6 protein-coding genes and 1 pseudogene are annotated in these 14,186 nt (G+C 58.0%); all 7 read left to right on the forward strand.

Features of this window, described 5'->3' with window-relative positions:
• Window positions 1-16: 16 nt before the first annotated feature.
• The 7 genes and pseudogenes from O8W32_00645 to O8W32_00675 all read left to right on the forward strand — a co-directional run bounded on the left by O8W32_00645 (window position 17) and on the right by O8W32_00675 (window position 14,166).
• Window positions 17-8,584, forward strand: coding sequence for an InlB B-repeat-containing protein (locus O8W32_00645; GenBank protein ID WII09354.1), 8,568 nt, complete (start codon window positions 17-19; stop codon window positions 8,582-8,584).
• 21 nt (window positions 8,585-8,605) lie between these two features.
• Entirely contained in the window at window positions 8,606-9,013 is a 408-nt protein-coding gene (locus O8W32_00650; protein ID WII09355.1) for a hypothetical protein, read from the forward strand.
• A gap of 51 nt (window positions 9,014-9,064) precedes the next feature.
• Entirely contained in the window at window positions 9,065-11,971 is a 2,907-nt protein-coding gene (locus tag O8W32_00655) for a hypothetical protein (GenBank protein ID WII09356.1), read from the forward strand.
• 1 nt (window position 11,972) lies between these two features.
• The gene (locus O8W32_00660; GenBank protein ID WII09357.1) at window positions 11,973-12,572 is read left to right on the forward strand and encodes a hypothetical protein; all 600 of its coding nucleotides are present in this window, start codon (window positions 11,973-11,975) and stop codon (window positions 12,570-12,572) included.
• A 239-nt stretch (window positions 12,573-12,811) separates the two neighbouring features.
• Window positions 12,812-13,021 carry a helix-turn-helix transcriptional regulator gene (locus O8W32_00665; GenBank protein WII09358.1) on the forward strand — a complete coding sequence of 70 codons (210 nt, stop codon included), beginning with the start codon at window positions 12,812-12,814 and terminating at the stop codon, window positions 13,019-13,021.
• Window positions 13,022-13,034: 13 nt separating this feature from the next.
• Window positions 13,035-13,730: an MFS transporter gene (locus tag O8W32_00670; GenBank protein ID WII09359.1), complete on the forward strand. Its 696-nt coding sequence runs from the start codon at window positions 13,035-13,037 to the stop codon at window positions 13,728-13,730.
• A 61-nt stretch (window positions 13,731-13,791) separates the two neighbouring features.
• Window positions 13,792-14,166, forward strand: a pseudogene (locus O8W32_00675) (DNA-3-methyladenine glycosylase).
• Window positions 14,167-14,186: the final 20 nt, after the last annotated feature.

Below are 14,186 nucleotides of genomic sequence, written 5' to 3' on the forward strand. Positions count from 1 at the left end.
CGGAGGAGATGAGAGAATGGGGAGCACAGGAACGGCCGGAAAGGCGATAGGGAAATTGACAGCGAAATGGATGGCGACGTTAGCGGTCGCTTCTGTAATGGTAATCTCCGCTGTGATGGTATCTGCTCTCTACGACCCTTCGAACCCCTCCTCCGTTCCCGACGGCGTAGACACCGGATTCACGCAGTACATCACTTACCACTACGACGGATCCGACACGGTCAGCCCCTACCAGGCGTTCTATTACGGCATTGCCTCCACGGAATACAATCCGGAGATGTGGAAGAGCACCGGCAGCGTGCGTTCGGACGCATCCAATTGGACGGGGCCGTCGTTCACCAAGAATGCGACGGTGAAGATCTCAGAAGTATACATCTCTTCGATCACAGCCGATAACACCTACCACCTCACTGTTCCGGATAATTACACTCCCATAAGCGGTGCGAAGATCTCCAGTGGGAGTTCTGGTGATGCAACCATCACTGCCGATCCCGAAAACCACAGGTTCGACATAGCTGCAACCGTTTCGGGTACGTTCAAGTGCGAACTGACCCTGGAAAGGTCAGTGACTTTTAACAAGGTGTTCGCGGGATGGAACACGGCATCCGATGGAAGCGGCACACAATATCTGCCCGGGGATGTCGTCCCCGATTCGATCTCGACCCTTTATGCCGTGTGGATCCAGCCTGATATCTTCAGCGGTAACCTCAGCTACAGTATCAGTTCCTGGGGCGCGAGCAACACATACGCCATGAGTATGGCGCCTCCAAGCGGATCTCCTGACAATGACATTATATGGCCGTACTGCATCATCGGTGCAAACAGCGGTGCCAGCAAGCTGGTCGTGAACCAGACATATTACACCATAACACGCGGAGATTCCCGTGTGGCTGATTCGATGTACGGCACGATATACAAAATCACCTGCGTCGATACTCAGTGGGCCAAGGCGAGCAATCAGACCTATCCTAATTCAAGCGCTACGGCCGTTGAGCGCATTTATTATGCCAACAGTCTGACGTTCCCCACGGGAACGTACAGGTCCCTGCAGTTCGACAGCACGCCCGGTTCTCCCACTAGAGCCCAGATATCTTTCGTTGACCAATGCAAGTGCACAGGCGACGTCGTCATAGACAATATGGGTATCAATTCGACAAGCGCCAATGCCGGAAAGCACGGCGACGGTATAGGTTCGGCGCTCTTCGCGCAGGGGCATGTCCTCATCATGGGTGTCGGCCTCACCAACACCGCCCTGTCCAGTTCTACCGATCCTGCGGGCGGAAAGAACGCCCCTCAGATATTCGGCGGTATGTGTAGAGAAAACCTGTCACCTTCCAGTTACGACGGTTATCTCGAAAAGCAGATGGTGTTCGAGCAGTTCAGGGGCGAGGCCAACAACACGCTGTCCGTCCACGTCGGTACCTGCGTTATCATCCACAGCGGAATCTACGTCAACGTGATTGCAGGCAGTAACACCTCAGGCAACAACGGATACATAGGGAACTCGACCTATCCATTGTCCACATACCTGGTCATGAAGGGCGGAGAGGTCACTGATACGCTGGTGGGCGGATGTTCCGGAGCAGGGTATGGGGACATCTACGGTCATCTGAGCACCGGCGACGGAAAAATGGACGGAGGGACGTTCGTCTACTTCCTGGATAACGCCTATATGTCCGGTGACAAGTGGGAGGACGCCCAGGTCGGAATCACCGACAAGTACGCCACCGTCGAGTCATCCGTCCTTGAGGGCGGGAACTCCAGAGGTGTGAATCTCAAGAGCCAGGCCGTCATTACCGGTTCTACGCACGTGTTCCTGAGCGGCAAGTCCTCTGCCTGGGACGTGCAGGCGGGAGGCCGCAGCGCTTACACTCACACCGATTACGCCTACCTCGAGGCCAGCGGGAAGTCCGTCGTCAGGCACGTCGCCTGCGGTACCATCACCGACGGTACCAAGGAGAAGAACAACTGCGTCGACGTAACCGATGTCTATGTGTTCGAGGACGCGATCGTCGCCAACGTCTTCGGTGCCGGATTCGACACATGGGAGCAGCCGTCCGGCCGTTCCATGTTGGGAGGTACGGTCAACGTCACCATCGCCGGCGGAAAGGTCGGCAACGTGTACGGCGGTGGTTACAGAGGCAGCATCGGAGATACAGGTGCCAATCAGCAGGTCACCGTCAACGTTACCATTCTGGGAGGAGAAATCTTCCAAAACGTTTACGGAGGCGGAAGCGGAGGACTCGACAAGGTCAAGCACAACTCCAACGGCACCATGAGCGACCAGACAACCAGCTACTACACCCAGTCAATGGGGCAGTCCTACGTCTACGGCGACATCAACCTGACTATCGGCGGAAATGCCGTCATCCACGGTAATGTGTACGGCGGAGGCATGTCCGTTCCGAAGCTGTCCAGTTACGATGGTATCCGCATTACCGACAAGAACCCTGGCTTCGTATCGGAAAGCGGCAATGTCGTAGCCACTGTGTACGGAAACACATCCGTCACTATACAGGGCCATGCCAAGATCGACGGTTCGGTCTTCGGAGCGGGAAGAGGCGTAGAGGTAACTTACAACATGAATACTGGGACATACGAGTACCCCGATCAGACAAGACTGTATGTAGTCGATATGACTAACCTCTCGTCCGCCAACCCGTTCAAGACCATCCCCTGGCTACTCAACTCGTCCGGGCAGGTTGTGTACGAATATGATTCCGCCCTGTGTCACGTAGAGAACAACGACGCATACATCGCGGAAGGCTGCCGTTACGTGACCTTCGCCAGGGTCACGGGGAACGCCTCGATAAACATCGACCTGGAGTCAGACGGCTACATCGCCCAGGAGGTCTACGGAGGCTCCGCTTACGGAAAGGTCACCGGAAACACCTCGGTCAAGGTCGTCAAGGGTGACCTGAAGAAGGATGTGTTCGGAGGAGGTCTCGGAAGGGAGGGTATCGTCTCCGTGTCCGGAGGCAGGACTGTATACATAGCCGGAGACGAGAACGTCTCCGATACCGTGAACAGCATTTCCGGCGTATCCATCAAGGGTTCCGTCTACGGCGGATCCTCGAAGGGAGACGACGGTGGCAGTACATTATCTCAATACACCAACACGGTCGTAATCGTCAGGAACGGATACATCGCCAAGGATATCTTCGGAGGCGGCCTCATGGGCAACACCTACGGAAACGCCAGCGTGTACGTCGGATACGACAACGGTCCCAGCGGACCCACACCGTACAGCTACACGGAGGCCCATTCCCACGGCATATCAGTGGACAACATCTATGCCGGAGGCAACGTAAGTACCGAATACGACTCGGAAGGAAAGCCGATAGGCATCGTTCCCTTCGAGAAATATCTTGTCAAGGGGAGCGGAACCGTCATCGTGTTCGGTGACGACGGAAAGCGCCCCATTTCCATCACCGGAAGCGTCATGGGCAGCGGTAACTCCTGCCTCACGGCGGACAAGAGCATATCTTCAAGTTTCACCACCTATCTGGCCATCAACGGTGTGGAGAACCGCGCTGAATCCATGTCGGCCATCCACCGTGCCGACGAGCTCATCATCACCCAATCGGTCCTAAAGATCACCGGAAGGAGCCCGCTGGTGAAGGTCGGCAGCTCCGAGAAGACTCTCAGTATCTATGGCATCGGCACCATGACCCTAAGACGCGACTCCATCGTATCCATTGAAGACCCTATCGACGCAGTCGCCCAGTACCGCAGTCTCAGCAAGGACAACCTCCCGTCCACCGTAGCGGCACCGTCCAACGAGATCAGGTTCCTGACCGGTTCCACCTTCTACGTCAGGGACGTCAACATGGTATACGGAAAGGTCGAAGGATACACCATCCTGTCCGTCGAGACCCAAGGCAGGTATGGAGCGTACGTACTGGGAGACGCCTTGCTGTCGTCCAACAACGGTTTCGTCGTGTACAGGGACGGTTCCTACGACAGGGCTGACTACTCCGACTCCTCCGGCATCAGATGCTGGTTCATATCGGGAGTCACGAGGAAGGTCCTCACCATGAACCTGAATGCGGAGACTGACCAGCAGGGCCACCCCATACTCACGAACACCATGGCCACCGTGGACATCCAGAAGTTCCAGGATGCCACCCAGCTGAGGTTCACCGGAGGAAGTTTCACGTCCATGTCCTCGGACGGGGCCAAGATGTACTACTTCGACAGACCCGGCACCGTCAGCGACACCTACACCAACCTTGGAATGATAGTCGGTTACGCCCCGGACGACCCCAGTTACAACCCTGGCCGCGCTCTTCTCTACGACCGCGACACCCGCTACCTCGACATCGGAGAAGAGAGCACATGGATGTACGGCTCCTATTACGCCGAGAACGGAGACACCTACAGCGAGGAGCCTCTGAGAGGATACGAGGATAGGCCTGACAGAGTCAGTAGGACGCTGACCCCGGTCACCCTGCAGGCGTTCCGTGCCTCGGAGACACCCGCAGGCATCTACGGAATCAACTTCGTCTTCACCGCCACCCACAGCGACCGGACCTCTTACATCGGCTACCTGGTCATCAACCTCCAGGAATCAATCGTGGTCACCTACGAGTCCATGGAGGGCGGGCAGTCCGTCACCAAGGAGAACGTCATGACCACCAACAGGACCGAGGTGCGTATCGATCTGTACGTCATCGGATCCAGCGGCAGCGCGACCTCCGCCAACGACTACGAGGTCATCATGAAGACCGAACTGCCCCACAACAAGTCCGAGGGCCAGTGCGACATCATGATCCCCACCGGATTCACCAACGGAGAGCTCCACATCACCGGTGTCAGCTACACAGTGTATACCGAACAGGGAGACACTGATTCGGTGTTCAAGCGTTCGTACAACCGGGACGCGAAGATCTACGTGGCGGCCATATCCAACCAGGACAAGACCACCGGCTGGTCCACGTCCGCCGGAGTCGTGGAGTCTAACGACACCATGTCGGACACCGTCGTCGGTACCCTCATGGGTAACATCTCGGCGACCGTCAGATACTACGTCAGAGACTTCACGTACGAGGAGGACTACCCCGATTACCTCAGTCCCCAGATCCACAGCGAGACCAAGCGTCCCCAGTTCACCCTGCACTTCTACGTCCTCCTGAACGGAGAGCGGGTCAATTCCAACGTTACTGTAACCTTGATTGAAAAGCAGAAGTTCCAGGTGACCTTCTACGATTCATACAAGGACCCTGACTACCTCAGCCCCGAAGTCAGAGGCTACTACGAAGGCACCGAACTGACGGAGTCCAACATGCCCTCCACCGGTCCGAACTTCATCGGATGGTATTACGCAGGTACCAACTTCTCCAACGTCTACGACTACGGACAGCCCGTCACCAAGAACATGAGTCTGGAGGCCAGGTACACCTACGTACTGACCTTCGACAACATGGACGGCACCTCCTACACCATGTATGTCCCCGCTGAGGAAGGAGGTACCATGCTGAACAAGAACGCCGTCCCCAGGCCAACCGCCACCGGCTACGAGTTCGTGGAATGGTTCACCGATCAGGACTGTTCCCGCCAGTGGGACTACACCATGGACCGTATCACCGGAGATACCACGCTGTACGCGAAGTGGGTCGGGAAGCAGATTACCGTCCACTTCTGGTATACCAACAGCAGCGGTGACCTGGTCAGCTTCGCCGGAGACACCGCCCACGTGGCGCCCGAGGAAATAGGCGGGAACAGCTTCTACGTGATGATGAGGGTCGGCGATGAACTGATCAGGCCCTACGTGCGCTACGGTTCCACCTTCAACACCATCGACCCCTACCAGTCGTCCGGCTCGATCATCAACATCCTCGACTTCGCGAGGCAGAGCATCGAGGCCACCATGGGCGATAACGTGAAGTTCATCTGCTGGCAGGCCTACAGGTACAACGATCCCACGGAGAATGTAGTTTACAGCATCTATTCCGACACCCTCATGAGCGGGGACATGGCCCTCGAGAGGCCCACGCCCGGCGGTTCGCCCACAGTCCTGGACGTCATAGACCTTTACGCCGTGACCGCCACGGTGGCCATCCAGCTGGAAATGTCCGACAGCAACAACGATGCTTCCGTGCACATCGCTGCCCCCAGCACGTTCCTTGTCTATCCCGATGTGCCAGACGACATAAACGAAACCTACGACGTCTATGGATACGACAATACCATCTATCTCTTCCTTGACAACAGTACAGTCTATAAGTGGATGGAGGGCACTCAAAAGTGGCAGACTTCAGTCACTTCACCTGATACGATCAAGAACAACGGTACCTTATTGTTCAAGTGGAGCAACGACTTCAACGGCGTCGACTACGGCGGCAGTTTCAGGTACTACCTGGATGCGGACAATAACTGGTATGCCGTCGAGGACTGGAACTACAGGTACATAGATGAAATAGATACTGACTCCAGCCCCACCGTTTACTACGCCCACGACAAGTACGGGAACTTCTACACCAAGTCCGGCAACAACGCCTGGGTGAAGTCGTACAGCATCGTGTATGCTGTGGATGGCGTCGAGATCACCTACAAGCATGAGGGCTCCTCCTGGTACAAGCTCGAAGGCGACCTCTGGGTGTCGTGTTCTGAACCCTCCGACTATTACTTCAAGGACAGGTTCGACAACCACTATGAGGTTGCCTGGAGCGGCACGTGGAACACCGGAAACAATCCGAGAACCTACACCACGGGTCACGAGGGAAGTACATACACCATCACCATTGCCAAGACGGACAGCGGAAACCGCACCGGGACTCCCGTCTATAAGAAGGACGGAAGCGAGTACGACTGGTCCCAGGACGACTGGGCTGACGACCACTTCCTCGACCAGTTCTGCACCAGGTACATGTACGCCGGAGACATCTACAAGTGCACTTACGGTGCGGAGGCCTTCTACGAGTTCACCTTCCAGCTGAACCAGGCCACCCGTGCAGGATATAGACTGGTCGGATGGCACAACCAGCACGTCGACCCGATGGACGACTCCTATCCGAGTGCCGGCGTCAACAGGACCCTGTTCATCTTCGTGGATCTCACCGAAACCAATCAGCCTGTCTGGAGGGAGATCCTCAGGACCACCGAGGGCTCACTGTACCAGACCTGGGTGTACGACGGGGTATCCGCCCAGCCCGTCATCGGCGACCCGTCCCATTTGTACACCGTCGGATACACGGCGGTGTGGGAACAGCTGAATTACACAGTGAATATCGGTAACCCCGCCCACGGTACCATCAACGCGTACCTCGTCAACGAGGACGGTTCCAGGACCAAGATCGACGGTAGCATAGACAACATCCACTACGGAGACAGGATCGAGCTGTCATACGCCCCCACCGGCAACTATCAGTTCAGCAGATGGATGATCACCGGAGAGTACATCATCAACCCCGTGGGCAGACCCTCCACCACCATGATCGTCCAGGGAGACTGTACCATCTCTGTCAGCGATATCGGAGACAGGGTCGTCACCGCACAGGTGTACTACGACGGCCACAGGGAACAGGGGGGAGGAAAACTCAACGGCAGCGACGCCGACAGGACCACCGCCTTCATGCTCAACAAGGCCACCGGTGAGTACTGTCAGATGGACTTCATCCCCAACGTCTCCGACGAATACGAGTTCTACCGCGGATACGTCCCGCTAGGCGAGTACGTATTCGTCCTCAGATACGACATGGGAGAATACGGACACAACGATTTCGAACTGATGGGAGACCTGACGGTCGATATCGAGGGACGTGTGGACTTCTCCTTCTACGTCCTTACGGCGAGGATCACCGATGCCACCACCGACGGAAGTACCGTCGTAGATTACTGTTCCATCCCGGAGGGATGGCAGATCATCAACCACGTACTGCTGGTCGATGAGCACGGCAACGAGGTCCTCAGGGTGTCCAAGTACACAGGAGCCATCAAGGACTACATCGACAGGGAGATCGACCAGGGCGGCGCCATCATCAACAACCCGGAGGACATGATTCCGCCGGTGCGCTTCACCGTGGCACCGGGATACTTCTTCAACATCTACGAAGGATTCCCCGACGAGGTGTCTGGAGTGGACCAGTTCGTCGTCAACTACATCAACCGCTATCCCTACGGAACCACCCTCTACGGAGAGTCGTTCTCCGGAAGGTTCGACCTCAACTGGACCAGGTACTGGAAGCCCGCTGACGTCGTCGTCCACATAGCACCCATCGCACCTAAGGTCAAGTACGCCGTGGACAGCCCCGGTCCCGGAGAGGATTGGACCGCCACAGCGAACATCCCCTACGGTTCCGCATTCGGCCTCGACACCAGGACGACCGAACTGGAGACCTACCTTACTCAGCATTCCATATTCAAGCACGTGTCCTCGTGGAAGTACCCCGACGGCAGGATGGCCGTGACCGCGGACGTGTTCGGCCCCGAGACCGCCGTCAGGCTAGGATTGGGCGGCACCCCCGTCATCGACGCCATGTCGCTGGAGGACCAGTACGGCAACAAGTACACCAGCACCTCGGTGTCCGATCTCGACTATTACATAGTGTACAAGACCGTGGAGTCCGTGGAATCGAAGTACTAGATCGACGGCACCGACTACTACGTGTGGGACACCGACCACTGGGAGTCCTGCGACCCCGTGAACCTCTACTACTTCAAGGACGGTTCCAACAAGTACGTCCTGCAGGGAGGGGAGTACAGGTGCTTCTACATCGCCGACTCCTACTGCGAGATCGATGCAATCATCACCGCGGCCGAGGAGAAGCCCATTGCCGTGAAGGTAATGACGGAGAACCTCTCCGGAGGATACGACGTGATCTCGTCCGTCGACTCCTTCATGCTGACGAAGGACTCTTCCACCTACACCGGAACGTTCCCGGTCGAGGACATCTCCGGATACTCCTTCGGTACCGTGGTCCTGGAGAATGCGGGAGGCATCACAGTCGCCTCCGTCGTCCCCGTCATCGTCGACGGCAAGCTCACCGGGGTGCAGATGACCCTTGACGGCTAGACCGACGGCATCACCGCTGACATCAGGTTCGTCCTCCACACCGCCGACCTCGTGTGGGACAAGGTATGGGAGAGCGATCCCACTGCCGGCGAGACCCCCAAGGTCACCGCCAACGGCTGGACCTACGATTCAGTCACGCAAAAGATGACGAAGTCGGGAGTGAAGTACGGCCAGGAGGTCCTCATGCCCTACATGAACTATCCTGAGACGGACATCGTCGGCTGGACCGTCGGCGGCAATGCCGTCGGCGAGTACGAGGACGATATGTACAAGCTGACCTACACGGGATCCGTCCCCCACTTCAAGATGTGGAACGGGAGCGAATGGGTCGATTGCGATGAGATCGAAGGCTATCACTTCCACATCTACATTGACGGCGCCTATCTCCACGACTCCCAGTTCGTTCTGTCCAACGGTGTCTTCGTCCGCGTAGGCGAGGGCCCCGTCCCGCCCGAGACGTACACCCTGGTGGAGTCCGGCGAGTATGAGGGCAAGTACGTCGATACCTTCGGGAACTACTGGAACGACTCCCAGGGCAACAGCCTGTATGAGTATCACGTGTTCCGCAATAACCCCCTCAGGTTCACCTACGCCATCGAGCCCTCAGATTCCGGCACTGTGTCCCTCGATGCCGTCTATCATGTGGATAATGTGGACATCACCTTCACCACCTTCAAGAGCCAGTTCATAACCAACGGGTACCAGAGCATCACGTTCTCCATCCCCCAGGGCACCTCCCTCACCGTCGAGGAGATCGCCCAGCTGGCCCTCGAGCTGACCGACGGGAAGTACAACGGCTCCCAGTTCCTCGGATGGTGGAACGGCGACCACGAGTTCAATGTGAAGGAAGTCACTTCCATCCCCGTCACCGTGTCCTCCACTTCCACGGACGACGCCATCTCCGCGGACGTGGGCCCCGTCTCCGAAAGTCAGAAGGTCGGTCTTGCATCCGGCAGCCCGTTCACCTTCACCGTAACCGTCCGCGGCATGGCCTCCGCCTCCGGGGACGATGTGGTCTTGGAGATCACCGGCCTGCCCGAGGACGTCACCTACGAGACCGTATGGGTCTCCGGCGCCACCGACACCGTCCTCAGCGTCACCGTGACCGGCGAGGTGGAGTTCGGCACCAAGCTGACGGTGTATGTATCAACCTCGGAGGAGAGCGAGGTCTTCGATGCCGACACCGAGTTCCTCGCCAAGTGGGAGATCGTCTACCTCGACTTCCTCTTCGGTCAGGACATGGAGTACACTGAGATCGACGCTACCGTGACCGACGTCTCCGGCGACGACTCCGTCACCGTCGCCCAGGGCACTGTCGGCGGCACCGGCAACGTCGGTATCGCTTCCGGCAGCCCGTTCACCTTCACAGTCACGGTCACCGGCATGAAGTCCAAGGCCACGAGCGATGTATGTCTCGTGATCCACGGCCTGCCCGAAGGCGTGACCTACACCTACGAGGTCACCTCCTCCCTCGGAGCCGATGACACCGTTCTGAGCGTCACCGTCACCGGTGCCGTCGCCGCCGATACCGAGCTGGAGATCTGGGTCTCCGCCGCCACCCCCGATGTGGACGTGTCCGCCACCCAGGACTCCTCCGTGGACATCCTGGACTACGGCAGCCCCAACCGCGTCCTGTACAACTCGGAGATCATCATGACCATCAGGCCGCCCTCCGGCAAGACCATCGACTATGAGGCCACCATCGCAGCCAGCACCTCCGGCTACAACTTCGGCCAGCCCAAGAAGCTGTCCGAGGACAGGGGATTCAGATGGTCTTTCCTGCTGACCGAGGACAACGTGATCCTCAACGTGATCTACAAGGACGTCTCCGTGAAGATCGACTTCTACGTCAACGGAGTGTTCGTGGACCCCACCGGCCCCAACAAGGTCAGGGTATACACCGATGACGCATCCTACGACGCCTACGGACAGGACATCCCCATGTACAAGCAGGTCAAGTTCGGCAACTACGGCGACCAGAGCGTCATATGGTACACCGACCCCGAGTGCACCACCCCCTTCGATCCCTCGTCCACCTCCGGTTCGTACATCTACAACCAGCTGATGCTCGAGAGCATCTCCCTCTACACCTACGACAGGTATGTCGTGGTCTTCCACGACAGCGACGGTACCGGAGCGTACAAGATCATCAGAGAGCCAGTAGCTAGTTATGTGGATCTCCCGCTGTTCGGATACGACATGGAGGTCAAGCACAAGGACCACCTGTTCGCAGGATGGGCGGTGCTCTCCGACGACGATCACGTCTACACCTACTTCCCCGAGGGAAGAGTCCCCACCGCCGACTTCCCGGCCAACAAGTGGTTGAACCTCTACGCGTACTACCTCACCGACGGTACCTACGTGGGGACCTTCAACGGAGGGGACCACAACCCGAGGATCTACAACGACGATGATGTGCAGACGGACATCGAGCACCTCTCGGTGGTGTACAGCGAGACCGTGGACTTCGATCCCGACACCACCTATACCCCGGAGTCCCCCGGATGCACCGGCAACTACACCATCCGCCACCACACCGATAACACGAAGATCGTCCACTACTGGTGCAGGATCACCGTCGACGACAAGTACTACACCGTGGTCGGCACTTTCAGCGTGGACATCAACGCCCTGCAGATGTTCGTCATCGCCCCGTCGGCCTACAAGATGCACGACGGGACCGCGCTGGAGCTCGGCGACGCCGCCACCAGCATCCAGATGCGTTCCATCGACGGCACCGTCCTCCCCGAGACCATCCTCGACTGCTTCAGCTCCGTCGCCTACAACACCGGCGAGGGATACCGCAGCTCGCTTACCGACATCGGCACCTTCAAGACCGGTGCGTCGCTGACCACCGCCGAGGGCGTGGACCTGACCGACTTCACCATCAAGTACATCGACGGTACCATCACCGTATACTCCGAGGAATCCGTCAGAAGCGAGACGAGGGGGTGGTGAGGTGTCCGGTCAAAGCAGCAGGATCCTGATGGTTGCGGCCATCATCGCCATCGTGGCAGCCGCCTCGGTGGGGGCCGCGTTCGCATACTCCTCCGTCACCAACAGTGAGAACAACAACCTGAGCAGCGATGCCTACCTGGTGGCCACGGACAGCCATGGCGACACCTCCTTCCAGATCTCGCCGGTCCGGTACATGAGGGCCGGAACGGGGGTCTACCTCCCGGAGTTCGAGGGTTCCACGATCGAAGGGCAGCTGGAAGCTAAGAGTCCGTCTGGATCCTCTCAGATGAGAATGTGGGTCACGATGCAGGACCCCATGTCATGGACCGTCATCCAGAAGATCACCCTGACGGTAGATTACGACGATGATACCAAGAAGGTCGAGAGGACCTGCTTCGACTGGAACAACGTGATCCCCCAAACGGGAGCGGCGACCGATGTCATCTCCCTCGGGGACGGTACCCACACCTTCAAGATCTCGGTCACCTACAGAAGTACCGTGTCATCCGACCCGAACACTTACTCCCAGGTCCTCAACTCCGGTATCGTGTTCGTACAGGGGACCAATGCCAACGATCCCCTGACTCCGCCGTCATCCTGAATGTCTGGCACATCGCAAAATGAGATGACTGCAGAGATATATGGATAAGGGTAGGAACGAATGAAACCGAGGGGGTCCTTCCCCCTCTATTTTCCCTTTTTTACTCTGCGGATCCGTCCCTCCGAATACCTCTTCTCGCTTTTCCCGAGATCCGTCCTGGAATCACATATTATTGACGGTTAATATATTATCTATTTACCCAAAAATACGTATAAATAGATAATATGTTATCTACAATTATGAAGAATTATCTTGAACTCAGCGACATCTTCCACGAGAGATCCATGGAGGATCGGATGGCCGACCTGGCATCGAGATTCAAGGTATACCGCAAGAAGGCCAAACTGACCCAGCTCGAACTGGCAGACCGGAGCGGGGTATCGTACGGGACGATAAAGCGTTTCGAACGTACCGGCAGGATCTCCCTCGAAAGCCTGTGGCTCATATGACGAGATCTTCGCCGTGTCCGCCGCCGCAAGCGCCGCGGCCGCCGTGCTCTCCGCCGCCCTGACGGAGTCCCGGAGGGCCGGCGCTCAGAATGTCAGGAGGACGGGAGGCCCCCGGATATCGGATTACATAGAGCGCTCTTCGCTGGTGATGTCCCTCGTGGCCTTCGTGATGTTCTTCTCGTATTCCGGGGTGCTCACGTTCATCGCGCCCTATTCCCGCGAGACAGGGCTCACCGATTACTCCACGGTGTTCTTCCTCGTCCTGTCCATCGGCACGATCATCTGCAGGCTCTTCCTCGGGCGCATATACGACAGGCACGGCGAGAACCCCGCTCTGATCCCCTTCCTGGCACTGTATGTCGTCGCGATGATCATGCTGGGCACGGTGTCCTCCGGCGCCGAGCTCCTGGTCTCCGCGTTCCTCATAGGGATAATGATCGCCATGCTCTCCTCGGTGGCGCAGGCCGTGATAATCAGGAAGGCGCCCTGCGAGAGGTACGGGGTGGCGGTTTCCACGTACAATGTCTTCGTTGACCTTTCGTATGCTGTCGGGCCGGTGGTCAACGGATTCTCCATCGGCATCCTCGGCTACGGAGATAACTACGTCCTGATGGCGGCCGTCGGCCTCCTGGGACTCCTGATATATCTGGGACTCCACGGGATACCGGTCAGCATGGCCCGCAGGCGGGGGGAAGGTGCGGATGCCTGAACTTGCAGGGCCGGAATTCTACCTGCCGGGAGCGGCGGAGCTGGCCCCCCGCATCCTGGGCATGCTCCTCTGCAGGAGGATGCCGGACGGCAGCGTCCTGAAGCTCAGGGTGACGGAGACCGAGGCGTACTGCGGGGAATCCGATACGGCCGCCCATGCCCATCACGGCAGGACGCCCCGCACCGAAGTGCTCTATCACCGCGGCGGGAAGGCGTACGTGTACCGCTGCTATATGTTCTGGCTCCTCAACCTCACCTGCGGCGCCGAAGGCGATCCGCAGTGCGTGCTCATCCGCGGAGTCGACGGGTTCTCCGGCCCCGGCCGCATGTCGAAGGCGATGTGCATCGAAAAGGACCTTTACGGGAAGGACCTGGTGCCGGAGAACGGGCTGTGGCTGGAGTACGGGAATCCTCCCGGAGGGAGGATAGAGGCGGGCCCCAGGGTGGGCATCCCGTA

The organism is Methanomassiliicoccales archaeon LGM-DZ1, from assembly GCA_030168595.1.
Taxonomy (GTDB): domain Archaea; phylum Thermoplasmatota; class Thermoplasmata; order Methanomassiliicoccales; family Methanomethylophilaceae; genus Methanomethylophilus.